Below are 22,911 nucleotides of genomic sequence, written 5' to 3' on the forward strand. Positions count from 1 at the left end.
AGACGTAGCGGCAACCCGGGCCGCAAGCTCACGCGATCCGCCGCACCGCCATGCGGTCCGGCGGACGAAACACCATCGGCATCTGTCTTGCCACGATGCCTCGACGTGACGACGCCACATCGACTACCCTCTGTCGACATCCCACGTGGCCTCGTCATCATGAAGACCTCGTCTCCCAACACGCTAACCGAAAAGCTGAAGTCACGCGTCGTGCTAATCGCGCTGTTCGTCGGTTCGATGTGGGCGGTGTTCTTTCTGTCGGTTGCGTTGCCGTTCCTGCATCTGAACGAGCACGGCGTCGTGCCGCGTTCGCTCGGCGGCTTGCAGGGGATCCTGTTCGCGCCGTGGCTGCATGCGAGCCTCGGGCACATCGCCGCCAACACGAGCGGGCTCGTCGTTCTCGGCTGGCTGTGTACGTGGCCGGATATCGCCGGCTTCTGGCGCGCGACCCTTGGCGCGATGCTCGGCGCGGACCTGTGCGCGTGGCTGTTCGGCGCGTCGTATTCGGTGCATATCGGCGCGAGCGGGCTGGTGTTCGGCTATGCGGGCTACCTGGTCGCCCGCGGCTACTACACGCGCAATCTCGTGTCGATCCTGGTAGCCCTGGTCGTCGTCAGCAGCTACGGTCTGAGCCTGCTGTTCGGCGTACTGCCTATCTATCCGGATGTGTCGTGGCAGAGCCATGTCGGCGGCGTGCTCGGTGGTGTGCTCGCCGCGCGTGCGCGGGCCGGCGCGGCGAACCGGGTACGCGTGCGCTGACCCACCTGCATTTTTTCGCGTATCGGCATATCGCCGGGCGATCGACGAATCCTACAACTCCGGCCGCTCCAGATCGCTCGCGACGATGTGTTCGCCATACACCTGCGCGGCCGCGAGCGCTTCGAGTCGGCTCGCGTGTGGGCCCAGTTCGGGCGCGCCATCGAATGGAAACAGCATGCGGCCGTCGGTCGTGCGCACCACCTTCAACACGCCGAAGAAGCGCCGGTAGCCGGCCATTTTCGCGCTCGCCGAAATCTCGAAGTCGTCCTCCGACGTGCCGGGGACGCTGGGAATAAACGCGGTCTTGCTCATAGCTGAAAACATCGGTTGTTCGTTGAGGCGGCGCGCAACGATGCGCGCGGTCGACGGGCATTGTCTCAAATCGGCGCGAAGCGTGAATCGAGTGGGCAACCCGCTGATTCGCCAATGGTTTTATCGGTGGACTAATGTCAACTTTCACGGCAATGTCATAGGCGCTCCATAAAGTCTGCCCGCGAATAGAACGGCATTCCCGACAGGGCAACAAAAAGACAGCAACAGAGGTCAACGAACATGTCACACCGCATTGGGCTACGCGCATTCATCATGGCCGCTTGCGCGGCTTTAATCGCTTCGATCGTGGCCGCCTGCGGCTCGTCGTCTTCGTCCGGCGGGCTGCAACTGACCGGACAGCAGCAGATTCGCCACGTGTTCGTGATCACGCTCGAAAACGAAAACTACGCGACCACGTTCGGCGCCAACACCAAAGCGCCGTATCTCGCGCAGACACTGGCATCGCAAGGCGCGCTCGTGCAGCAGTACTACGGCACGGGCCACGTGAGTCTCGACAACTACATCTCGATGATCAGCGGCCAGTCGCCGACCAACGAGACCGACAACGACTGCATGACCTATCAGGACTTCAAGCTGACCGGCATGACGTCCGATGGCCAGGCGATCGGCTCGGGCTGCGTGTATCCGGCGAGCGTGAAGACGTTGCCGGACCAGCTGAAGGCAGCGGGCTATACGTGGAAGGGCTATGAAGGCGACATGGGCAACGATCCGTCGCGCGAAGCCGCCACCTGCGGCCATCCGACGCTGAACACGACGGACCTGACGCAGTCGGCCGAAGCGCCGAGCGCGGCCGTGCCGCTCGGCGACCAGTATGCGACGCGCCACAATCCGTTCATGTACTTCCACTCGATCATCGATTCGCCGGACTGCGGACAGCACGTCGTCAATCTGAATAACCTGCAGAACGATCTGCAATCGGTCTCGACCACGGCGAACTTCAACCTGATCACGCCGAACCTGTGCGACGACGGCCACGACGCACCTTGCGTGAACGGCCAGCCGGGCGGCCTGACGAGCGCGAACACGTTCCTGCAGAAGTGGGTGCCGATCATTACCGCATCGCCGGCGTTCCAGAAGGATGGCCTGCTGATCATCAACTTCGACGAAAGCAGCTACGCGACGGTCACGCAGTCCGCGTCGGGCGAGGATCTGGTATTTGCCGGCACGACCTGCTGTAGCCAGCAGCCCGGCCCGAACCTGCCGTCGTTCCCTGAGACTTCGTCGCTCGCCTATAACGGCATCACGATCAACCTGACCAAGTCGAGCTACGGCGGCGACCAGACCGGCGCCGTGATGATCTCGAAGTTCATCAAGCCGGGTACGGTGTCCTCGGTGCCGTACAACCACTATTCGATGCTGAAGAGCATCGAGGACATCTTCCAGCTGGACCACCTCGGTTATGCGGGACAGGCAGGTCTGGTGGGGTTCGGCAGCGACATCTTCACGAACCTGTAAAAGACTCGATGCTGTCTTCTGTCATGCGATTCACGGCGCGCGCAAGCGCGCGTCGGATAGCACTCGCCGCCCTGATGGGCGGCGCGTTACTGGGGGGCGCCGGTGTGGCGCCCGCTGTTGCGTCGAATGCGACACCGGCATCCGCCGATGCGAAGCCCGTCTATAGCGACGCCGCCGCGCTCGGCAAACTGATGTTCTTCGATCCGGCGCTGTCGGCCTCGGGCAAGATGTCGTGCGCGAGCTGTCACAGTCCCGAGCACGCGTACGGGCCGCCCAACGGTCTCGCCGCGCAACTCGGCGGTGCGGATTTGCATCAGCAGGGCACGCGCGCGGTGCCGAGCCTGCGCTACGTGCTGAACCGTACGCCGATCTGGACGCACGCGCAGGCGGCGAGCCTGTCCGAGCGGCTCAGCGAAACGGACAACGCGCCGGTCGGCGGCTTTGGCTGGGACGGGCGCTTCAACTATCTGCACGATCAGGCGAGCTTCCCCCTGTTCAATCCGAACGAGATGGCCAACAAGGATCCGGCCGCATTGCTCGCGAAGATGCAGCGCGCGCCATACGCCGCGCGCTTCAAGGAAGTATTCGGCCAGAATATTTTTGCCGATCCGACCAAGGCGTTCACCCAGGCGATGTACGCGATCGAGCGCTTCGAGCTCGAAGACCCCAGTTTTCATCCGTACACGAGCAAGTTCGATTACTACCTGGACGGGAAAGTGCAACTAACTGCACAAGAGTTGCGCGGCAAAAAACTGTTCGACGACCCCGCCGGCGGCAATTGCGCATCCTGTCATATCGACCAGTCGGGCGTGAACGGCGCTCATCCGCTTTTCACCGACTTCAACTTTCAGGCGCTTGGCGTGCCGCGCAACGCTGAACTGAAGGTCAACGCCGATCCGAAGTATTTCGACATGGGCCTGTGCGGACCATTGCGTACGGATCAAAGCGACAAGCTGAACTGCGGACTGTTCAAGTCGGTATCGCTGCGCAATACCGCGACGCGTCATGTGTTTTTTCACAACGGTCGCTTCCACACGCTGAAAGAGGCGTTGCGTTTCTACGTGCAACGCGATACGAACCCGGACAAGTGGTATCCAAGGGATGCGCACGGCAAAGTCGACAAATTCAACGATCTGCCGGTCGCACTGCGCGTGAACGTCGATACGACCGACGAGCCGCTGACGCGCAAAACGGGCGAGCGTCCGGTCTGGTCCGAGCGTGATATCGACGACGTCGCCGCATTCCTCGCGACGCTGAGCGACGGCTATGACCTGAAGTTAAAAACGGTCAAATGAACGCATCGGAAAATGGGATGAGTTCCGGTCACCATTGATTTAAAAGACAAAAATTGCCGAGGAAAGGCGCCGCCCGATGCGGCGGCGCTATAATGCGCGGATCTTTGCTTCCTCCGACGTCCACCATGAGCCGGTTACTTTGCCTGATCGTGCTTTCGCTCGGCCTCGCCCAAACCGCTGCGGCCGACGAAAACACCGACCGAATATCGGCGTACCTGACGCATAAGTTTGGTGTGGGCAAAGAAAAGGCTCAAAAGATCTCCGACGCGGTGCAATCCGCCGCCAACAAATACTCCCTTCCTCCGGCGCTGCTGCTCGCCATCATCTCGATCGAATCCCGCTTCAAGGAAAAAGCCCGCGGCGCCAATGGCGCGACAGGGCTGATGCAGGTCGTGCCGCAGGCGCACCGCGGGCTGCTGCGCAACGTGAAGGATCTGACCGAGCCGGGTGCGAACATCGAAGCGGGCTCGGCGATTCTGTACGGCTACATGCGCTCGGCGAACGGCGATCTGAATACCGCGCTCAAGAGCTATGGCGGCTCGAAGGCCTATGCGCAGAAGGTGAATCTGCGCGTGGAGGATTTCGCGGCGGTTGCGACACCCTCTGAGGGCGCTTCCGGGGCCGCTGGGCGGTCCGCGTCGTGCGAGGCGGATCGTTGCGCCAGCGCGAACCCGTGGGCCGACGCGTTCAGCGTGCCGGCGGCGCTCGTTGCATCCGCGGCACCCGTCGCGAGCGGGGCAGCCGGGGCATCGTCGGCCGCGCCCTCTGGGTCGACTTCGGCCGCGACGGTGGGCTCGACGCGCACGACGTCGAACTAGGCACGCGCGCGCGATTTCTTTCGCATTTTCGCCCGCATGCACGGCGAGGGCGCGGCGGCGTGCTTCAAGTTGACGCGCTGTTTTCCGCTGCAATAGGGTCTGGGCTGCACCTTGCACGCTTTTTACGCACGTGACGCTGCCCGCTCTACAATGCATTTCCATTCGCGCTCACGAGGCGCTTCTCGCAACTGATCATGCAGAACCCCTTTTCCCGCACCACCGCCGCGGCCCTGTTCGGGCTGGTCGCGCTCACGGCATGCAGCAGCACGCCGCAACCCAAATTCACTCAGGAACTCTTCGAAACCGGCGCAAGCCCGTACGCGCGCAATTTCAATTCGAGTACGGGCGATAGCTGCGAAGCCGCGCGACGCGCATTGCTGAGCCAAGGCTATCTGACGACGATGTCGCGTCCCGATACCGTCGACGGCACGAAGAATTTTCAGCCGACCGGCGATTCGCACGTGGTCGTCGAATTTCACGTCGTGTGCACGCCCGGCGAAGAGGCGGCCGATACCAGCATCGTGTATGTGAACGCGGTCCAGAACGGCTTCGCGTTGAAGAAGAGCGATACGTCGGCGAGCGTCGGGCTCAGCGTGCTCGGTTCGCTGTCGCTGCCGATTCGCTCCAATAGCGACGCGATGGTGAAGATCTCGAGCGAGACGATTCCGTCGGGCAAGTTCTATGACCGCTTTTTCCGTCTCGTCGATCATTACTTGCAGACGGTCGTGCGCACGCAGCCGGTGACGAGCAGCCCGATCGAGACGCGGACGCTGCCGATGCCGGTAGCAGCGCCGCTTCAACTGACGATCCCTGAGCCGGTGCCCGAGCCGGTAGCGGCGACCACTTCCGCTGCAGTTCAAGCGACGCCGACCGTACCGGTTCAGAGGACGTCACCAGCGCTCGCCCAATCGACGACCGACAAGCCTGTGGCGGTGACGCCACCAGCTGCGGCTCAGCCGGTCCAGTCAGCGCCCGCGCCAGTGCAGTTAACCACGCCCGCACCGGCTCCGTTGACGACACCGTCGACATCCTCGCGGGTCCAACCCGCCGACCCGATTGGTCAGGCTGCAGCGATCGAACCCACGAGCGGCACGGCGCCTCTGGTGCCGTGACAGCGGCGCAGCGGCTTTCGCATCGAGGCTGATCAAGATCCGATCAGCCTCTGATTCAGGCGCGCAGCGATATTCACCGTATGGTGTTTACTTAATACGTATACATACGTAGTAGTAGTAGTTAACAAGGGTTAACCGATTCTGTGGATAAGTCGCGAATGTCGCGCCGCTTCAACGTCATGCGAAACCTATAACCCTGCGGAACACGTCGGTAGAAAAACTACATAACTGGGATAAGTTCGAACACCCGTTAACCGACCTGATCCTTATCAAGATTTCGCGCACAGGCTGTTCGTCGCGCTATCCCGAAGTTATTCAGAGGTCGCTGTGGATAACCACGCCTCCGAACGACACTTCCCGTTGGTCCCGCATCGACGCTTCGCACGATGCGAAGCGCTCGCCAACGCACAGATTTCCGCCCACCGAACGCGCACATTGGTAACGCGGTACGAAGATTGCGCGTCTTCTTATTGCAAGCGCAACTGTTGCTATTTAGTCAAAATCATTTGCCCAACGAACAATCCGGCATAGAGTTAAAGTGCTTTGTGAGGTTTCTGGTGCAGTGCGGGGGACGTATGAAACGCAGATCAGCACGACAGCTAGTCCGTCTTCTGTTGGACCTTCGACATGCGGCCCATTGCAGTTCGCTGCGCGCGGCCGCGACCGGTCGGATGATGGCGCTGGCAGCCGCCGAGGCTGCCGAGAACGGCGACGCCACTCGCGACGACGACAGTCCCGAGTCCACGCGCGATGCGCAGCGCGACAAGCTGTTCCGGAGCAGATCATGAGAGCCGCGAGCGAACGGTCGTTGCGGTTTCTGGTCGAGAAGTGGCTTTCGCCATCGCCGGCCGAGCCGGTTCACGTGACGGAGTTCAGCCGCACGCGCGCGGGCGGGCGGCGCTATGTGCGGGTGGAGACGTCGTCGGAACAGGGCGGGCGGGGTTTGTTCTTCTTTCGCCACGACGACGGCTGCTGGTGCGTGTTTCCGCCAACCGCCGATACGCCGAGCCTATTCGCTCATCCGCGCGCGGCTTAGTTGGGAAGGGGGCAGGACGCCTGTCGGCGCGTAATCGCGCATCGCGCACCGGGCGTCGGCGTCGAATCGTTTTATAACGCTGTAAATCACGACACCTGCGGCGCACGCTGCCGGGCGCGCTTCCAGCCCGGCAGTACCTGACACACGATCAATCCCGCGAGCATCAGCGCACAGCCGAACAACGCGCGAGTCGTGAGCATTTCGCCGAGGACGAGCCAGCCCGCGAACGCCGCGAACACGCCTTCCATGCTGAAAATCACCGCCGCATGCGAGGGCGCCGCGTAGCGCTGCGCGACCACCTGGATCGTATACGCGACGCCCACCGATAACGCACCGCCGTACGCGATCGTCGGCGCGGCTCGCGCAATTACCGCAGCGCTAACGGGTTCGACGGCAAGGCCGATCGACAAACACACGAGCCCACAGGTCACGAACTGCACGAATGCGAGCATCAGCGTGTCGTGGCGAGCCGCGAAGCGGCCGACCAGCATCATCTGCGCGGAAATCACCAGCGCCCCGGCGAGCTGATACCAGTCGCCGTACAGCATCGAAAAGTGCTCGTCGACGCTCAGGAAGTACATGCCAACGGCCGCCAGTAGTGCGCCAAGCCACGTACCGAGGCCAGTCCGGTGGCGAAACAGCACGCCAAGCAGCGGCACGATCACCACATACAGCGAACTGATGAAGCCCGCGTTCGCGATCTTCGTGTACTGCAGGCCGATCTGCTGCAGCGAGATCGACACGGCCAGCACGATGCCGAGCAGCCCACCCGCGCCAAGCAGTTCGCGGGCTCCGCCGGGCGCGCGCTTCGTCAGCTCGGCGAGCGCCGCGCGGCGCACGCAAACGATCATCGTCAGCACGACGAGCGCGCCGAGCAGAAAGCGCAAGCCGGTGAACAGGAACGGGCCGATCGTATCGAGGCTCAGTCGCTGTGCGACGAACGCGGAGCCCCAGATCATCGCGGCGAGCAGCATCAGCACGTTCGCGCGAAGGTGTTGGCGGGTATCGGGATTCAAGATTTCTTCTGATTTGTGTTGGGATCGCGCTGGGAAGCCGCGCAGGCGCGCCACGCGGTGCTCAGCCGGTAAGGAATCGCTCACATGATACGCGGGCCTCGCGCGCCGGGCAGGCAAAGCCCGCGAGTCGCGCGATAATCGCGCAACGGCCGTGCGGTCGCCGGCCTGCGGATCGCGATGATCAATCTACTTGCGGAGCGGACCGCGATCCCCCGCTCCTTCCACGAGCAAACGAAATGGACGACAAGGATTGGATCGCGGGCGCCGCGAAGGCGCTCGCGATCATCGAAGCATTCGACGAAGAGCACGCGCGCATGACGCCAACGATGGTCGCCGCGCGCGCCGGCCTGTCGCGCACGGCTGCGCGCCGCTATCTGCTGACGCTGCGCGAGCTCGGCTACATCGACACCGACGGCAAGCTGTTCTGGCTCGCGCCGCGCGTGCTGCGGCTCGGCCAGTCTTACCTCGATTCGGCGCGCTTGCCGCGCACCGTGCAGCCGTTCCTGCAGCGGATTACCGCGACCGTGCAGGAAACCGCGCTGGTCGCGATCCTCGACGAACACGACGTCGTCTACGTCGCGCGCAATGGCGTGAATCGGGCGATGGCGGTCGGCTTCGTGACCGGCTCGCGCGCGCCGGCGCCGTTATCGTCGGCGGGGCTCGTGCTGCTCGCGTTCCAGCCGCCCGACAGCATCGACCCGTGGCTCGCGTCCTATCCGATCAAGGTTTTCACGCCGTACACCTATTCGACGGTCGAACGGCTCAGAGAAGTGCTTGGCGAAATCCGCCGCAACGGCTACGTGGTCACCGACCAGCAGCTCGAGATCGGTGTGCGCGGCGTCGCGGTACCGCTGCGCGACCGGCACGGTACAGTGGTCGCGGCGATCAGCGTCAGCATGCCGATCGGCGAGGAGTCGGCAAACGCCGCGCTGCACCGGGTTTTGCCGGCGCTGCAGGAGACCGCAAGCCTGCTGCGGAACCTGGTTTGAGCGCCGCGAAGCGGTCGGCGAGGCACGCGGGCGGCGGCTTCACGAGGACCTGGTAGGGTCCGTGACGCGCCTTGCAGGTAGATGAAAGCACGCTGAAAGCAGGCTGTCTCCCGGAAAATACATATCGAGTTTTGCGCATGACAAACCGCCTACGCTTGGGTAATACTCTCCCGCGGGGAGCACAAGGCACCTCGAAGTCCAGCCGCTCTACCGTGCAGCTGTATTCATTCACATTGACTCAGTCGTCTGGTTTGGGGATCAACACATGAAAAAAGTTATCGTCTCGCTCGCAGCCGCTTCGATCGCACTCGTTTCCGTTCAGGCTTTCGCGCAGGCATCGGATGCCGCTCCCGCGGCAGCGGCAAGCGCACCGAAGAAGCACCACATCAAGCAGCTGAAGACCCACGGCAAGAAAGCTCCGGTTTCCGCCGCAGCTTCGGCCGCTGGCACGAACGACAAGGGCGCGCAGAACTAAGCCAACGCGCGCTCGTCGGGCGCGACATAGCGCTGCGCCGCACCGTTTGCCGGTCGGTGCAGCCGGTGGCGGCAGATGCGTTGCCAGCAAAAAGGCCAGAGCTCGCGCTCTGGCCTTTTTGCTTTTGCGGCGGATTTTGCGCGCGGGAAGATCAGCCCGCGAGCCCGCGCCGGATCACTTCATCCAGCAGCCCGTTCAGGCCGTCCGGATGACTGGCGGCGCGCGTTTTCAGCTCCTCCACCAGCTCGCCGTTGAGCTTGCACGCAAACGGGACGAGGCCTTGCGCCTGATCGAGCTTGCGCTGCTCGCGCCGGTCGATCTTCGGCTCGGTCGCCGCGTTCTTGCCACCGCGGTTAGCGGTCGCCTGTTTCATCGCGTTGCCCAGTTTCAGCGCCTTGTTCTTTTCAAGGTCGGTTTTTTTCATCATCGGAAAGGCCTCTGCCAAATAGATCAACCCGCATTGTACGCAAGCGCGGGGCGTCAGCCGACACGGTCCGGTGCGCCGGCGGAGACGCTGTCCATCAACGCGCGCATCCTCTGCCAATGGGTGCCTTCCCAGAACACGCGTCGGCATACATCGCAGGTCACGAAGCGGCTGTGCCGCTGCAGCACGCCGTGCGGCACGCGCGGACCGGCTTCCTCGCGCGCGATGCGTCGCAGCGGCGCGTTGCATACGAGGCATAGCCGAAACGGTTGCGCGCTGCGCGCGAGGTCGAGCCGCTCGAACACTTCGCGCAGCTGCTCGCGCGGCCGCAGCGCGCGCACGTAGCAGCCATGCGTGATGTTGCGGCGTTTAAGCAGCTCGCGGTCGCGTGTCAGCACGATGCGCTGCTGCGCGGCGGCGAGCGCCTCGATATCGGCGTCGGGAAAGTGGTTGTCGTACAGCGTATCGAAGCCCGCAAGCCGTAGAAGCGGCGCGAGGCCGCCGAGATGCGCATCGGCGATGAAGCGCATCACGCGCAACGGACGCTCGCGCACGCGCAGCAGCGGCTGGATGTCGAGCGCTTCGAATTTCGGATAGACCGCGACGCGGTCGCCGTCGGCGAGCGGATGATCGAAACCGACCGAGTCGCCGTTCACCAGTATCAGCTCTACCTCGGTATGCGGCACACCGAGCACTTCGATCATATGCTTGGTCGATGCGCCGCGCGCGCAGACGCAGGAGAACGCGCGCCGGCGCAGCGGCCGGGCGATGAAGTCGTTCAGCTCCTCGTAGAAGCGGAATGTCGCGGTGACCATGCCTGCAGTATCGCACCGCTCGGGTTGCGCGTTGTCCTGCGCTTGTCGCATGAGTGTGCTCTACTTCAGGTTCTTTAGAAGACGGAGCGATAGATGGACATCGGTTTTATCGGTCTCGGCGAGATGGGCGCCGCGATGGTTGCAAACATTCTGAAAGCCGGGCACCAGGTGCGCGTGTGGAACCGCTCGCCGGAAAAGGCACAGGAGCTGGCCGGGCTGGGCGCGCAGGTCGTCGCGACGCCGGCTGAAGCGTTTGCGGGCGACGCCGTGTTCTCGATGCTCGCCGACGATGCCGCGCTGCGCGAAGTCATCACCGCGTCGTTGCTCGAACATGCGCCGCGCGGGCTGATCCACGCGAATATGGCGACGATTTCCGTGGCGCTCGCAGAGGAACTGGCGACCGCGCACGCGTCGCGCGGCGTGCATTACGTCGCCGCACCGGTGCTCGGGCGGCCCGACGTCGCGGCCGCGGGCAAGCTGACGATCGTCGCGGGCGGCCCGGCCGAATCGATCGACCGGATCCAGCCGATTTTCGACGCACTCGGCCAGAAGACCTGGCGCATCGGCTCGCTGCCGCAGCAGGCGAACGTGATGAAGCTGGCCGCGAACTTCATGCTCGGCGCGGCGATCGAGACGCTCGGCGAAGCGGCCGCGCTCGTGACGGGCCACGGCCTCGTGATGCAGGACTTCCTCGACGTGATCACGAGCGGCCTGTTTCCGGGACCGGTGTACTCCGGCTACGGCAATCTGATCGCCGAGCAGCGCTTCGAGCCGGCGCTGTTCAAGGCGCGTCTGGGACTGAAGGACGTGCGGCTCGCGCTCGCCGCCGCCGATGCGGTGACGACGCCGATGCCGGTCGCGAGCGTGGTTCGGGACAGCCTGATCGAGGCGATCGCGCACGGCGACGGCGAGAAGGATTTCGCGGTGCTGGGTCAGGTCGCGACGCGCCGGGCCGGCCGCTGACGGCGCTGTCGATCGCCGGACGCAAGCGATCGACGCTACGAGGCCGCATGAGTCGCGCTGGGCGGCAAGGCATAATAGCCGCCCGATCCCCCTACACCCGATTTCGATGACTCTGCATACCTGGTGGCTGTTCGCCGCCACCGTTTTCGTCGTTTCCGCGATTCCCGGTCCCAACATGCTGCTCGTGATGACGCACGGCGCCCAGAACGGCCTGCGTCGCGCGAGCGCGACGATGGCCGGTTGTCTGTCGGCGCTGGTGCTGATGCTGGCGGTATCGGCGGCGGGGCTCGGCGTGTTTCTGGCGGCATGGCCGACCATGTTCAACGCACTGCGCATGATCGGCGCGGCCTACCTCGTGTATCTAGGCATCAAGGCATGGCGCGCGCCGGCCAACGAAACCGCCGCGCACAACGTCGACGACCTGACGGCCAGGCCCGCGCGCTCGCGCTTCGCGCTATTTCGCAACGGCTTTCTGGTCGCGAGCAGCAATCCGAAGGCGATCCTGTTCGCGGCCGCGCTGCTGCCGCAATTCATCGATGCAACCCAGCCGAAGTTGCCGCAGTTCGGCGTGCTGCTCGTGACGTTCGCGTCGATCGAGGTCAGCTGGTATCTGGTGTATGCGGGTTTTGGCACGCGCATCGGCGCCAGGTTGAAGAGCCGCAGCGTCGCGCGGATGTTCAACTGGCTGACGGGCGGTGTATTCGTCGGTTTCGGCGCGATGATGGCGCTGGTGAGGAACTAAGCACCGCGCGTGTCGGCAGACAAGGGAAAACTGAGCCGTCCCAATGTGACTGTTGTATGTCTGCAACATCGAGGGTCAACCCTAATTTGCATGTTGCAACGCACCAAGCGGTTTGCTATAGTTCGTCTTGTCTCCTCCATGTCTCCTCTGATATGGATTCAGCCCGCCAACCTAGGTGGGCTTTTTTTTTGCCCGGAATTCGCCGCGCGCCCAAAGCGGCGCCGCGACCGCGGAAAATCAGATTCAGAACTTATACGATACGGCCAGGAAGGAAATGATCGGGTTTGCGCTCAGATCCGCCTTCGACACGCCAAGCTCCGTCCCATCCGCCGCCTTGATAATGACCGACGACGTCGTCTTCAGCGGGATATACGTGACCGACGCGACGAGCCCCCAGTGCTCGGTGATGTTGTACGCAAGGCCCGCGTTGAACACCGGCGCCCACGACGACGACGCCTTCGCCGACACCTGCGTCAGCCCCGGCTTGCCCGCACCGGCGGCGAGTATGGCGCCGAGGCTGTTCTGCGTCGACTGCACGAAGTTCTGACGTAGCCGCCGTCGAAGCCGCCCGACGCAAGCGGCGTCGCCGCGGCGAGCATCGCAATGCCGGATTCGTCGTCGACCTGCGGGGAGATCAGGTTGCTCGTGTCGACGAAACCGGTGCGGACCACGAGCGGGACCGTTGCGCCGTTGAGCTGGCCGAGGATCATGTGCGCGGTGCCGTACTTGCCGGTGCGCAGCGGATTGCTGGTGGCGCCGATACCCGGCACGATCTGCGGCGGGTTGGCGCTGTCGAAATAGCCGTTGCTGTTCAGCGTCAACGGGTTGCCGGTGCTCAGACACCCGGCCGCGCTCGATGACGTGCAGTTGCCGCTCGCGTCGAAGGTTTCGACGGCGTTCGTGGCCACGGTTTCGTAGTTCGCGGTCGGCTACAGGTGGTACAGCAGCGCGTTGTAGGTGCCGGGAAGCTTCGCGACGTCGGTAGCCGTGCTCGCGAAGCCGAGGAACGGATAGAAGTCGAGGTGCCGCTTGTTGACTGCGCCGATGGCCGGAACGCCGGGCAGCAGCGTGATGCCTGCATACTGGATCGTCGCGCCCGGAATCCCGCCGCCCGCGACGCCCTTGCCGATCAGGATCATCGGCGGGTTCGGGTTGTCGACGAAGTCGGGCGTCGTGTAGGTCGTGCCGTCCGACGCGGTGTCGGTGCCCGCGCCGAGGATGAACGCGCAGCGTGTCTGCTCGGCGGTCGGCAGCATGCCGGTGGGCGGGTGAATCACCGCGCCAGTGATCTGCGTGCCCCTGCGTGTGACGGAGACGCTCGCGCTGGTGAGCGGAACCGGCGACTCGAGCCACTTTAGCGTGTAGGTCATCGCGGTCGCGTCGATATTCAGCTGAACGATTTCACCGCTGCCGGCGCCACCGAGGTAAGTGCTTTTGACGATGTGCGCGGTGTCGGGGCACAGCGTCGCGGTGCTAGCGCTGGGCGTCGGCGCACCTTGCGTACCGCAACTCGCGCCCGCGCATTGCGCCGGTGTGACGGAGCCCGGATTGTCGGCTTTGACGCCGCCGCAAGCGATAAGAAAAGGTGCTGTGGCAATAGCCATTGCCAGGCCGCGAGTTATGCCGTGCGACATGCCGCTGTCTCCCTTTATTTAATTGTGCGGAGTCATTTTGCTGTGCATTTATTCGCTGTCAATTGAAGTAGCAATCTAAAAATATCGATTCAAAACAGCACGAATTTCAGCGCGCGCACTGCACGGCCATGCGTGGCCTTTTTAAACGGAAAAGATTCTTCACGCTGAACGCGGCATCGTTGTTTCGTCGCATACCCTTTCTGGACAAGCGTCGCGGCAAAAAGGCTCTATCATCCTGACACGCCCATTCGCAAAAAATTCTGAGTTTCCCTATGCGGAAAACAATTCAGTGCGAAGCAATTACGGGGAATGAATTACCGACTCGAATGAGCAATCCGATTTTTATTTCGGGTAATTCGGGCGACTACCAGGCAGAAATGGTTTTATCAATTTTAATGAGCGGGCTTTAAAACAAAAAAGCCGGTCTGTGAAGACCGGCTTTTTTTCGTGGCACAGCGGATGCGGATCGACTCGCCTAACGCTTCAAACCGGTGTCTTCGGCCGCGCCGATCGCGAGATTCATGCACTGGATCGCCGCACCCGATGCGCCCTTACCGAGATTGTCCAGCCGCGCGACGGTCACGAAGCGCTCTTCGTTGCCGAACACGAACAGGTCGACGCGGTTGGTGTCGTTGTTCGCCTGCACGTCGAAGAAGCCGTTGTCGAGACTCGCGTCGGCGTTGAACGGCGCGACGTGCACGAACGCTTCGCCCGCGTAGTATTCGGCGAACTGAGCCTGCACGTCCTGCGGCGTCGTCTTCTTCGCGAGCTGTCCCGGCGAGAAGTACGTGGTGACCGCGAGGCCCTTGTAGAAGTCGCCGACGATCGGCGTGAAGATCGGCGCCGACTTCAGGCCCGTATGCGTGGCCATTTCTGGCAGGTGCTTGTGCGTGAGGCCGAGCGCGTACGGGCGCGGGCTCTTGAGTCTGTCGTTGCCGCCGGCTTCGTAGTCGGCAATCATCTTCTTGCCGCCGCCACTGTAGCCAGTGATCGAATACGCGTGCGCGGCGAACTCGGGTGCGACGACGCCGCCTTCGACGAGCGGGCGCATCGCGAGCACGAACGCCGAGGCGTGGCAGCCCGGCACGGCGATGCGTTTGGCGGTGCGCAGGCGCTCGCGCTGCGAGCGAGCCAGCTCGGGCAGGCCGTAGGCCCAGTCGGGCGAGGTGCGGAACGCGGTGCTCGCATCGATCAGCACCGTGCGGTCGTTCCCGACGAGCGAGGCCGACTCGCGCGAGGCGACATCGGGCAGACACAGGAAGGTGACGTCCGACGCGTTGATGAGACGACGGCGCTCGTCCAGGTCCTTGCGCTTCGCTTCTTCGATACGCAGGATTTCGACGTCGGCGCGCTGCGACAGGTATTCAAAAATTTTCAGGCCGGTCGTGCCTTCCTGTCCGTCGACAAAAACTTTCGTGCTCATCTCGATCTCACTCGCTGGAAACGGGGCGCGACGCCGCGCCGGAACGTTATTTTAAGACGTCATCGCCGCGACCGTGCGGTGCAGCGCGAAAAAACGACGATGCGCGCACAACGTGACGTCGGCGTGACCCGTTGCGCGGCGAATGCGGGCTGATGACCGAAGATGAACCGCAAATGGGCCGCCACGTCGTTTCGGCGCCGTTCAGCCACTAGCCGCGCGCCGCTACCCGCGCGGCGCGATCCAACGCGCGGTGACGCCCGCAATGCGCGCGCCGAACAGGCGCGCGGTTTCGAGATCGCCCGGCGGCGGCGCTTCGTCGGGCGACGCATCGGCCGCCGATTGCGTAAGCAGTCCGGTAAAGCCGCCGACGAAGTTCAGATCGTTGCGCGTCGCGGCCTTCGTGTTCGACGGCATCATGCCGGTGCCGGTCCAGATCATGCTGTGCTGCATCGCCAGCGTGACGAAGTACTGAATGGTCGAGAACTTGTCGCCGTTCATCGTCGCCGAGTTCGTGAAGCCGGCTGCGATCTTGTCTTTCCACGCCTGCGCGAACCACGGTTTCGAACTGGCGTCGGCGAACTTCTTGAAGTCGGCCGACGGACCACCCATGTAGGTCGGCGCGCCGAAGATCAGCGCGTCGGCGGCGGCGAGTTCGTCCCACGAGGCGTCGTCGAGGTCGCCGACCGGCATCATCTTCGCCTGCGCACCGGCTTCCAGCGCGCCCGCGAGCACGGCTTCGGCGACCTTCTTCGTGTGGCCGTAGCCACTGTGATAAACGATGACGATCTTCGACATGAAGTGCTCCAGCAAAGCGATCGGGAAGGCGAACGGCGCAAGCCAGGCGATGCGGCGCGGCGGCGCCCCATGACGACCGCGATGGCCGCCACTAGCGCCCGTAATTGACCACCAGCCGCGCGCTGCCGATCGCGGCCGTGCCGATCTCGTGATCGAACATCAACGCGGGACGTCCTTGCGCGAGACGCAGATCGGCCGAGTTCAGCGCGTACACGGTGATGATATAGCGATGCGGTTTGCCGGGCGGCGGGCACGGGCCGCCATAGCCGTCGGTATCGAAGTCGTTGCGCGCTTCGACCGCGCCGAGCTTGCGCAGGAAACCGGACGAGCTCGCATTCTCGGGCAGGCTGTCGACCGTGGCGGGGATGCCCGCGACCGCCCAGTGCCACCAGCCGCGCCCCGGCGCGTCCTCGTCGAACATCGTGATGGCGAAGCCGCGCGTACCGGCCGGCGCGTCGCGCCATGAGAGCTGCGGTGAACGGTTGCCGCCCTTGCAGTCGTTCCGGTCGAACACCTGCGCATTCTCTACGGTGCCGCCCGCGCGCACGCTCGCGCTCGTCAGCGTGAACGGCTCGTCGGCCCGCGCACCGGCGCTATGCGCTGCGAATAGCGCGAGCATCGCGCCGACGGCGAACGATCGATGCCGCCAAGATGAAGCCAGCGAAACAACCAGGCAACGCACGGGCATATGCCGGTTCTCCTGTCAGGGCGCGAGGCTCGGGTCCTCGCGACGGTCATTGTCCTGAATTGTGCCCCAAGGTCGAGTCAAGTCTAACATCAGCGCTGATTAGCTCTGCGACGCAATATGTTCGCGTCCCGCGGAATTCGCAGACAGGAAATCAGCTATAGTAAGAGGGTTGTCGCGCGACCCTTGCCGCATTTGACTCGTTTAAATAGCGAGCGTCGAAAGCAGTGTTAGAAGTTGTGGAGACCGGTTTATCCGTCCAGAGGAGGACGATGCAAGTTTCACTCAGGGTCGTGGTGGCAGACGATCATCCGGTTATTCTGTTTGGCGCTGAAAATGCGCTGCTCAAATTTCCCGGTATGCAAGTCGTTGGGCGTGCAAGGCAGTCGACTGAACTTATCAAATTGTTGCAATCCACCGAATGCGACGTGCTCGTCACCGACCTGGCCATGCCGGGCGGTCAGTACGGCGACGGCTTGCAACTCATCGACTATTTGCGCCGCAATTTCCCGAATCTGCCGATCGTCGTGCTCACCATGCTCGAGAACGCCGCATTGCTCAAACGGCTCAAGGAACTTGGCGTGACGTCGGTCGTGAACAAATCGGACGATCTCAGCCATATTGCGCTTGCGGTACAACACGTGGGCCGTCGCATGACCTATATGAGTCCGTCGGTGAAGGCGGTGCTCGATGGGTTGCGGGTCAATTCAGCCGGCAAGCGCGACGACTCGAAGCTGTCGCGGCGCGAACTCGAAGTCGTGCGCCTGTTCGTATCGGGTATGACGATCAAGGAAATATCGGGGCGTTTGAATCGCAGCATCAAGACGATCAGCACACAAAAAAACGCGGCCATGCGCAAGCTCGGAATCGATCGCGACTCCCAACTATTCCAGTATGCGCAGAGCAATGGTTTGCTGAATCTTTCGTCGAACTCGAATAAGGACATCGCGAACCAGTCCTGATATCGGGCCTCGTTTCGTCCGCCGGGTAATCGGCGATAAACAATCGGCGATAAAAAAAGCCGCCTGTTGCGAAACAGGCGGCTTTTTCATTCAATCCGCATAAAGCGGCTACGTTGTTATTGTCACTGCCTTACCGCGATGGCTTTATTGCGGCGTAGACATCGCACCGCCATGTGCAGCGGACCACTCGGCCGGCGCGTGCAGGAATTTTTCCACTTCGTCGATCGTCTTCGTGTCGAAGTAGTTGTTCTGCTTCGCGACGCGCAGCACGTCCCACCACGTGGCGAGCGCGTGCAGATCGACGTCGATGTCTTTCAGCACCGACACGCTTTCCTTGAAGATGTTGTAGTGGAACAGCACGAAGCAGTGGTTCACCGTCGCGCCGGCGGTGCGCAGCGCGTTGATGAAGTTGATCTTGCTGCGGCTGTCGGTCGTCAGGTCTTCGACGAGCAACACGCGCTGGCCTTCGGTCAGCAGACCTTCGATCTGCGCGTTGCGGCCGAAACCCTTCGGCTTCTTGCGCACGTACTGCATCGGCACCATCAGTCGGTCGGACAGCCATGCCGCGAACGGGATGCCCGCGGTTTCGCCGCCGGCGACCGCGTCGATCTGCTCATAGCCGACGTCGCGCAGGATCGTCGCTTCGGCCATTTCCATCAGGCCGCGGCGCACACGCGGATACGAGATCAGCTTGCGGCAGTCGATATACACCGGGCTCGCCCAGCCGGACGTGAAAATATACGGTTTCTCCGCGTTGAAATGCACTGCTTGCACTTCGAGCAGCATCTTGGCGGTGGTGTCGGAGATCGTCTGGCGATCGAAGCCTGTCATGGGCGGATCCTTCGGAGTGAGCGGGGGAGAAGCGGGCGCCGGGCCCGGTGGCGCAGCAAGCGGGGTATGCCGCGCCATGCTGGGCGGGATACGCGGCCGGGGGAAGAGCACAGACCGGCTTTTGCTGCGCGCGTGGGCCGCTATTTTACCTGAAATGGGTCGCACAGAGGAGGCCGTCATGCGCGGCGGCGCAGCCGGCGGGCGCTTTGGCGCGCGCATCGTCTTGTGACCGGGTGAGGCCGCCTTTACACTCACGCGACTTTCCCGGGACGCTTCCCACGCAGCAGCCTTCAGACCTACGGAATGCTTTCAATGAACACCGCTCCACTCGCCTCCGCCACCGCCACCGCCACCGAAACCCGCTCCGCCGTCAAACCGGGCTATGCGGGCCGCGCGCTGCTTGCGTCGGTGCTGGGCTATGCGATGGACGGCTTCGATCTGCTGATTCTCGGCTTCATGCTGCCGGTGATCGCCGCCGACCTGCATCTGAGTTCCTCGCAGGCCGGCGCGCTGGTCACATGGACGCTCATTGGTGCGGTGGCGGGCGGCGTGCTCTTCGGCGTGCTCAGCGATTATTTCGGCCGCGTGCGCATGCTGACGTGGACGATCCTGATCTTCGCGGTGTTCACCGGCCTGTGCGCGCTCGCGCAGGGCTACACGGACCTGCTGATCTATCGGACTATCGCCGGGATCGGGCTGGGCGGCGAATTCGGCATCGGTATGACGCTGGTCGCCGAAGCGTGGCCGGCGTCGCGGCGGGCGCGGGTGTCGTCGTATGTCGGGCTCGGCTGGCAGCTTGGCGTGCTGGCGGCCGCGTTGCTGACGCCGCTGCTGCTGCCGGTGATCGGCTGGCGCGGCATGTTCGCGCTCGGGCTGCTGCCGGCGGTTGCGTCGTTCTTCGTGCGGCGCCGCGTCGAGGAACCGGCGCTTTTCGACCAACGCGTCGCGCGCGGCATGCGCAAGCTGCCGCTGAAACTGCTGTTCGTCGATGGACGCACGACGCGCGCGAGCCTCGGCGTCACGATCCTGTGCTCGGTGCAGAACTTCGGCTATTACGGGTTGATGATCTGGCTACCTAGCTATCTGTCGAAGACCTTCGGCTACTCGCTGACCAAATCGGGGCTGTGGACCGCCGCGACGATTCTCGGCATGGCGGCCGGCATCTGGCTATTCGGCATCGCCGCCGACCGCTTCGGCCGCAAGCCGACGTTCCTGTTCTACCAGGCGGGCGCCGTCGTCATGGTGTTCGTCTATGCGCAACTGACGACGCCGATGGCGTTGCTGATCGGCGGCGCGGCGATGGGGGTGTTCGTCAACGGCATGATCGGCGGCTACGGCGCGCTGATTTCGGAGCTCTATCCAACCGATGCGCGCGCCACCGCGCAAAACGTGCTGTTCAACGCGGGTCGCGCGGTGGGCGGCTTTGGGCCGGTCGTCGTGGGCGCGCTGGCGGCGCGCTACTCGTTCGGCGCGGCGCTCGCGCTACTGGCGTCGATTTACCTGCTCGACATCCTCGCGACCCTGGTTCTGATACCTGAGCGACGCGGCGTCGAACTCGACTGACCGCGTCGACGAAGCGCGTCCTTCAATCGCTTCGAATACTGCGAATACGTGGACCATGCGGCCCGCATGGCGCCCCGTCGCGTGGCGGAAAAGCACATGGCCGGGTCGTGGCGACGCAGCGTCCTGAGCGTCTGTTTCGCTAATGGCGAGTCCTGTTAACCACTCAGTGCATCGACACGTCCGGGGTGTACACTGATCGACCCGCGAAGCACTCCACATCGTCCGTCTTCGTCGAGGTAAGCCGTCGTGCCTGACCGGGCGCGTGCGAAAACCGCCTCGGCCGGCTATCCGTCCGACAGATGAAAGCGCTGCAACGGTGTGTGTCGCCGGGCCCAATCACTTACGTTTCGCAGGCCTAGAAATGGACGAACAACTCAAGCAAAGCGCTCTCGCATATCACCAGAATCCGAAACCTGGCAAGATTTCGGTGACGCCCACCAAGCCGCTGTCGAACCAGCTGGATTTGTCGCTCGCGTATTCGCCGGGTGTGGCGGCAGCCTGTATGGCAATTCACGAGGAACCGCTCGACGCGCAGAAGTACACGTCGCGCGGCAACCTCGTCGGCGTGATCACGAACGGCACCGCGGTGCTCGGCCTCGGCAATATCGGCCCGCTTGCCGCGAAGCCGGTGATGGAAGGCAAGGGGTGTCTGTTCAAGAAGTTCGCGGGCATCGACGTGTTCGACATCGAGTTGAGCGAATCCGATCCGGACAAGCTCGTCGAGGCGATCGCAATGCTCGAGCCGACGCTGGGCGGCATCAACCTCGAGGACATCAAGGCGCCCGAGTGCTTCTACATCGAGAAGAAGCTGCGCGAGCGTATGAAGATTCCGGTCTTCCACGACGATCAGCACGGCACCGCGATCATCGCGTCGGCGGCGATCCTGAACGGCCTCAAGGTGGTCGGCAAGAGGCTCGACGACGTGAAGCTGGTCTGTTCGGGCGCGGGCGCGGCGGCCATTGCGTGTCTGGATCTGCTCGTCAATCTCGGTCTGTCGAAGAACAACATTCTCGTCGCCGACTCGAAGGGCGTGATCTACGAAGGGCGCGGCAACCTCGATCCGTCGAAGGAACGCTACGCGGCGCACACCGAAGCGCGCTCGCTCGCCGATGCGATCCGCGGCGCCGACGTGTTCCTTGGCTGCTCGAGCGCCGGCGTGCTGAAGCCGGAGATGGTCGCCGAAATGGGCTCGCAGCCGCTGATTCTCGCGCTCGCGAACCCCGAGCCGGAAATCCGCCCGGAAGAAGCGCGCAAGGTGCGCCCGGACTGCATCATCGCGACCGGCCGGTCGGACTATCCGAACCAGGTCAACAACGTGCTGTGTTTCCCGTTCATCTTCCGCGGCGCGCTCGACGTCGGCGCGACGACGATCACCGAAGAAATGAAGCTCGCGTGCGTGCGCGCGATTGCCGAACTGGCCGAGGAAACCGACCAGGGCGATGAAGTCGCGAAGGCCTACGAAGGCCACTCGCTCGAATTCGGTCCCGAATACCTGATTCCGAAGCCGTTCGATCCGCGCCTGATCATCAAGATCGCGCCGGCCGTCGCGCAGGCCGCAATGGACTCGGGCGTCGCGACCCGCCCGATCCAGGATATGGATGCATACCGCGAACAGCTCGGCGCGACCGTCTATCGCTCGGGCATGGTGATGCGGCCGGTGTTCGCGGCGGCGAAGTCGGCACCGGCGCGCATCGTGTTCGCGGAAGGTGAAGACGAGCGCGTGCTGCGCGCCGCGCAGTTCGTGCTGCTCGAAAAGATCGCCAAGCCGATCCTGGTCGGCCGTCCGTCGGTGATCGAGATGCGTCTGAAGAAGATGGGCTCGAAGCTCAAGTGCGGCGAAGACGTCGAGATCGTCGATCCGGAAGACGATCCGCGCTATCACAAGTGCTGGCAGGCGTATCACGAACTCGGCGCGCGCGAAGGCGTGACGCCGGACGTCGCGAAGGCCGCGATGCGCAAGTTCAACACGCTGATCGGCGCGATCCTAGTGCGCCTTGGCGAAGCGGACGGCATGATCTGCGGCATGATCGGCCAGTACCACACGCATCTGAACTTCATCGAGCAGGTGCTCGGCAAGGCCGACGACGTCGAGAACTTCGCCGCGATGAACCTGCTGATGCTGCCGGGCCGCAACATGTTCATCTGCGACACCTACGTGAACGAAGTGCCGACCGCCGAGCAGCTCGCCGACATGACGATGCTCGCCGCGCGCGAAATCGAGAAGTTCGGCATCACGCCGAAGGTCGCGCTGCTGTCGAACTCGAACTTCGGCAGCGCGCCGTCCTCGTCGTCGCAGCGCATGGCCGCGGCGCGCAAGCTGATCACGCAACGCGCGCCGTCGCTCGAAATCGACGGTGAAATGCACGGCGACGCGGCGCTGTCGGAGACGATCCGCAAGGCCGCGTTCCCGGGCACGACGCTCGCCGGCGAGGCGAATCTGCTGATCATGCCGAACGTCGAAGCGGCGAACATCGCGTACAACCTGCTGAAGGTCGTGGGCGGCGAGGGTGTGACGGTCGGGCCGTTCCTGCTGGGTGCGGAAAAGCCGGTGCATATCCTGACGCCGGCCGCGACCGTGCGCCGGATCATCAACATGACGGCGGTCGCTTCGGCGAACGCGCGCAAGTCGGTGAACGCGAAGTAACGTGCGTCACGTGAGGTTGGCGCGGGCGCAGCAGTAACGCGCGCGCGGCGGCCCAGGCAGAAGCGCTACGGAACTGCGGTTCCGTAGCGTTTTTTTTGCGCCTGAAAAAAAAGCGGCGGTCCGTGCAGACCGCCGCTTTTCG

21 protein-coding genes and 2 pseudogenes are annotated in these 22,911 nt (G+C 63.5%); 13 read left to right on the forward strand and 10 right to left on the reverse strand.

The annotated features are described in order from the left end of the window. Nucleotides 1-159: 159 nt before the first annotated feature. A complete protein-coding gene (locus HDG39_RS23355; RefSeq protein ID WP_184009021.1) occupies nt 160-759 on the forward strand; it encodes a rhomboid family intramembrane serine protease in 600 nt (199 codons plus the stop codon). A gap of 51 nt (nt 760-810) precedes the next feature. Here the strand turns inward: HDG39_RS23355 and HDG39_RS23360 are convergent, their stop codons facing one another. Next, on the reverse strand, nt 811-1,071 hold the full coding sequence (locus HDG39_RS23360) for a DUF6723 family protein (protein ID WP_018418703.1): 261 nt from the start codon (nt 1,069-1,071) through the stop codon (nt 811-813). 240 nt (nt 1,072-1,311) lie between these two features. Here HDG39_RS23360 and HDG39_RS23365 point away from each other — a divergent pair, with 240 nt between their 5' ends. From HDG39_RS23365 to HDG39_RS23385, 5 genes are all read left to right on the forward strand, one after another. Then, nucleotides 1,312-2,547: an alkaline phosphatase family protein gene (locus HDG39_RS23365; protein ID WP_184009024.1), complete on the forward strand. Its 1,236-nt coding sequence runs from the start codon at nt 1,312-1,314 to the stop codon at nt 2,545-2,547. A 23-nt stretch (nt 2,548-2,570) separates the two neighbouring features. After that, a complete protein-coding gene (locus tag HDG39_RS23370) occupies nt 2,571-3,842 on the forward strand; it encodes a cytochrome-c peroxidase (protein ID WP_184009026.1) in 1,272 nt (423 codons plus the stop codon). Between the two features lie 125 nt (nt 3,843-3,967). Continuing rightward, a complete protein-coding gene (locus HDG39_RS23375) occupies nt 3,968-4,660 on the forward strand; it encodes a lytic transglycosylase domain-containing protein (protein ID WP_184009028.1) in 693 nt (230 codons plus the stop codon). Nucleotides 4,661-4,854: 194 nt separating this feature from the next. Continuing rightward, on the forward strand, nt 4,855-5,772 hold the full coding sequence (locus HDG39_RS23380) for a DUF2242 domain-containing protein (protein WP_184009030.1): 918 nt from the start codon (nt 4,855-4,857) through the stop codon (nt 5,770-5,772). A gap of 784 nt (nt 5,773-6,556) precedes the next feature. After that, the gene (locus HDG39_RS23385; RefSeq protein ID WP_184009032.1) at nt 6,557-6,808 is read left to right on the forward strand and encodes a hypothetical protein; all 252 of its coding nucleotides are present in this window, start codon (nt 6,557-6,559) and stop codon (nt 6,806-6,808) included. Nucleotides 6,809-6,894: 86 nt separating this feature from the next. Here HDG39_RS23385 and HDG39_RS23390 read toward each other — a convergent pair whose 3' ends face one another. After that, nucleotides 6,895-7,824 (reverse strand): DMT family transporter, encoded by a 930-nt coding sequence (locus HDG39_RS23390; protein ID WP_184009034.1) that lies wholly within the window; start codon nt 7,822-7,824, stop codon nt 6,895-6,897. A gap of 236 nt (nt 7,825-8,060) precedes the next feature. Here HDG39_RS23390 and HDG39_RS23395 point away from each other — a divergent pair, with 236 nt between their 5' ends. Together HDG39_RS23395 and HDG39_RS23400 are read left to right on the forward strand one after the other, a co-directional pair. Continuing rightward, nucleotides 8,061-8,813, forward strand: coding sequence for an IclR family transcriptional regulator domain-containing protein (locus HDG39_RS23395; RefSeq protein WP_184009035.1), 753 nt, complete (start codon nt 8,061-8,063; stop codon nt 8,811-8,813). A 265-nt stretch (nt 8,814-9,078) separates the two neighbouring features. Beyond that, entirely contained in the window at nt 9,079-9,288 is a 210-nt protein-coding gene (locus HDG39_RS23400) for a hypothetical protein (RefSeq protein WP_184009037.1), read from the forward strand. A gap of 151 nt (nt 9,289-9,439) precedes the next feature. Here HDG39_RS23400 and HDG39_RS23405 read toward each other — a convergent pair whose 3' ends face one another. Both HDG39_RS23405 and HDG39_RS23410 read right to left on the reverse strand, forming a co-directional pair. Continuing rightward, on the reverse strand, nt 9,440-9,715 hold the full coding sequence (locus tag HDG39_RS23405) for a hypothetical protein (RefSeq protein WP_018418694.1): 276 nt from the start codon (nt 9,713-9,715) through the stop codon (nt 9,440-9,442). 53 nt (nt 9,716-9,768) lie between these two features. Then, nucleotides 9,769-10,527, reverse strand: coding sequence for a Mut7-C RNAse domain-containing protein (locus HDG39_RS23410; protein WP_184009091.1), 759 nt, complete (start codon nt 10,525-10,527; stop codon nt 9,769-9,771). Between the two features lie 93 nt (nt 10,528-10,620). On the opposite strand from HDG39_RS23410, the gene HDG39_RS23415 reads away from it, so the two are divergent. Together HDG39_RS23415 and HDG39_RS23420 are read left to right on the forward strand one after the other, a co-directional pair. Then, nucleotides 10,621-11,490 (forward strand): NAD(P)-dependent oxidoreductase, encoded by an 870-nt coding sequence (locus HDG39_RS23415; RefSeq protein ID WP_184009039.1) that lies wholly within the window; start codon nt 10,621-10,623, stop codon nt 11,488-11,490. Nucleotides 11,491-11,596: 106 nt separating this feature from the next. Beyond that, nucleotides 11,597-12,232: a LysE family translocator gene (locus tag HDG39_RS23420; RefSeq protein ID WP_184009041.1), complete on the forward strand. Its 636-nt coding sequence runs from the start codon at nt 11,597-11,599 to the stop codon at nt 12,230-12,232. Nucleotides 12,233-12,475: 243 nt separating this feature from the next. Here HDG39_RS23420 and HDG39_RS23425 read toward each other — a convergent pair. The 5 genes and pseudogenes from HDG39_RS23425 to HDG39_RS23445 all read right to left on the reverse strand — a co-directional run. Further along, nucleotides 12,476-12,760 (reverse strand): annotated as a pseudogene (locus HDG39_RS23425) (OmpW family outer membrane protein); the annotation flags it as partial. Then, nucleotides 12,745-13,866: pseudogene (locus HDG39_RS23430) on the reverse strand (DUF2957 domain-containing protein); the annotation flags it as partial. The pseudogenes HDG39_RS23425 and HDG39_RS23430, both read right to left, overlap by 16 nt. Nucleotides 13,867-14,341: 475 nt before the next feature. Further along, nucleotides 14,342-15,289 carry an N-acetyl-gamma-glutamyl-phosphate reductase gene (gene argC, locus HDG39_RS23435; RefSeq protein WP_184009042.1) on the reverse strand — a complete coding sequence of 316 codons (948 nt, stop codon included), beginning with the start codon at nt 15,287-15,289 and terminating at the stop codon, nt 14,342-14,344. A gap of 222 nt (nt 15,290-15,511) precedes the next feature. Continuing rightward, on the reverse strand, nt 15,512-16,084 hold the full coding sequence (locus HDG39_RS23440) for a flavodoxin family protein (RefSeq protein ID WP_184009044.1): 573 nt from the start codon (nt 16,082-16,084) through the stop codon (nt 15,512-15,514). Between the two features lie 91 nt (nt 16,085-16,175). Continuing rightward, on the reverse strand, nt 16,176-16,772 hold the full coding sequence (locus HDG39_RS23445; RefSeq protein WP_184009046.1) for a YbhB/YbcL family Raf kinase inhibitor-like protein: 597 nt from the start codon (nt 16,770-16,772) through the stop codon (nt 16,176-16,178). A gap of 269 nt (nt 16,773-17,041) precedes the next feature. Here HDG39_RS23445 and HDG39_RS23450 point away from each other — a divergent pair, with 269 nt between their 5' ends. Next, nucleotides 17,042-17,731 carry a response regulator gene (locus HDG39_RS23450; protein WP_184009048.1) on the forward strand — a complete coding sequence of 230 codons (690 nt, stop codon included), beginning with the start codon at nt 17,042-17,044 and terminating at the stop codon, nt 17,729-17,731. A gap of 144 nt (nt 17,732-17,875) precedes the next feature. Here the strand turns inward: HDG39_RS23450 and HDG39_RS23455 are convergent, their stop codons facing one another. Further along, nucleotides 17,876-18,562, reverse strand: a complete 687-nt coding sequence (locus tag HDG39_RS23455) for an orotate phosphoribosyltransferase (RefSeq protein WP_184009050.1) — start codon at nt 18,560-18,562, stop codon at nt 17,876-17,878. A gap of 312 nt (nt 18,563-18,874) precedes the next feature. On the opposite strand from HDG39_RS23455, the gene HDG39_RS23460 reads away from it, so the two are divergent. After that, nucleotides 18,875-20,125 (forward strand): MFS transporter, encoded by a 1,251-nt coding sequence (locus tag HDG39_RS23460; protein WP_184009051.1) that lies wholly within the window; start codon nt 18,875-18,877, stop codon nt 20,123-20,125. 361 nt (nt 20,126-20,486) lie between these two features. Continuing rightward, on the forward strand, nt 20,487-22,769 hold the full coding sequence (locus HDG39_RS23465; RefSeq protein ID WP_184009053.1) for an NADP-dependent malic enzyme: 2,283 nt from the start codon (nt 20,487-20,489) through the stop codon (nt 22,767-22,769). Nucleotides 22,770-22,911: the final 142 nt, after the last annotated feature.

The organism is Paraburkholderia lebeckiae (assembly GCF_014201005.1).
Lineage (GTDB): Bacteria > Pseudomonadota > Gammaproteobacteria > Burkholderiales > Burkholderiaceae > Paraburkholderia > Paraburkholderia tuberum.

Coding starts and splice junctions, on each gene's coding strand:
- HDG39_RS23355 (WP_184009021.1), top strand. CDS start 160: ATGAAGACCTCGTCTCCCAACACGCTAACCGAAAAGCTGAAGTCACGC.
- HDG39_RS23360 (WP_018418703.1), bottom strand. CDS start 1,071: ATGAGCAAGACCGCGTTTATTCCCAGCGTCCCCGGCACGTCGGAGGAC.
- HDG39_RS23365 (WP_184009024.1), top strand. CDS start 1,312: ATGTCACACCGCATTGGGCTACGCGCATTCATCATGGCCGCTTGCGCG.
- HDG39_RS23370 (WP_184009026.1), top strand. CDS start 2,571: ATGCGATTCACGGCGCGCGCAAGCGCGCGTCGGATAGCACTCGCCGCC.
- HDG39_RS23375 (WP_184009028.1), top strand. CDS start 3,968: ATGAGCCGGTTACTTTGCCTGATCGTGCTTTCGCTCGGCCTCGCCCAA.
- HDG39_RS23380 (WP_184009030.1), top strand. CDS start 4,855: ATGCAGAACCCCTTTTCCCGCACCACCGCCGCGGCCCTGTTCGGGCTG.
- HDG39_RS23385 (WP_184009032.1), top strand. CDS start 6,557: ATGAGAGCCGCGAGCGAACGGTCGTTGCGGTTTCTGGTCGAGAAGTGG.
- HDG39_RS23395 (WP_184009035.1), top strand. CDS start 8,061: ATGGACGACAAGGATTGGATCGCGGGCGCCGCGAAGGCGCTCGCGATC.
- HDG39_RS23400 (WP_184009037.1), top strand. CDS start 9,079: ATGAAAAAAGTTATCGTCTCGCTCGCAGCCGCTTCGATCGCACTCGTT.
- HDG39_RS23405 (WP_018418694.1), bottom strand. CDS start 9,715: ATGATGAAAAAAACCGACCTTGAAAAGAACAAGGCGCTGAAACTGGGC.
- HDG39_RS23410 (WP_184009091.1), bottom strand. CDS start 10,527: ATGGTCACCGCGACATTCCGCTTCTACGAGGAGCTGAACGACTTCATC.
- HDG39_RS23415 (WP_184009039.1), top strand. CDS start 10,621: ATGGACATCGGTTTTATCGGTCTCGGCGAGATGGGCGCCGCGATGGTT.
- HDG39_RS23420 (WP_184009041.1), top strand. CDS start 11,597: ATGACTCTGCATACCTGGTGGCTGTTCGCCGCCACCGTTTTCGTCGTT.
- argC (WP_184009042.1), bottom strand. CDS start 15,289: ATGAGCACGAAAGTTTTTGTCGACGGACAGGAAGGCACGACCGGCCTG.
- HDG39_RS23440 (WP_184009044.1), bottom strand. CDS start 16,084: ATGTCGAAGATCGTCATCGTTTATCACAGTGGCTACGGCCACACGAAG.
- HDG39_RS23445 (WP_184009046.1), bottom strand. CDS start 16,772: ATGCCCGTGCGTTGCCTGGTTGTTTCGCTGGCTTCATCTTGGCGGCAT.
- HDG39_RS23450 (WP_184009048.1), top strand. CDS start 17,042: ATGCAAGTTTCACTCAGGGTCGTGGTGGCAGACGATCATCCGGTTATT.
- HDG39_RS23455 (WP_184009050.1), bottom strand. CDS start 18,562: ATGACAGGCTTCGATCGCCAGACGATCTCCGACACCACCGCCAAGATG.
- HDG39_RS23460 (WP_184009051.1), top strand. CDS start 18,875: ATGAACACCGCTCCACTCGCCTCCGCCACCGCCACCGCCACCGAAACC.
- HDG39_RS23465 (WP_184009053.1), top strand. CDS start 20,487: ATGGACGAACAACTCAAGCAAAGCGCTCTCGCATATCACCAGAATCCG.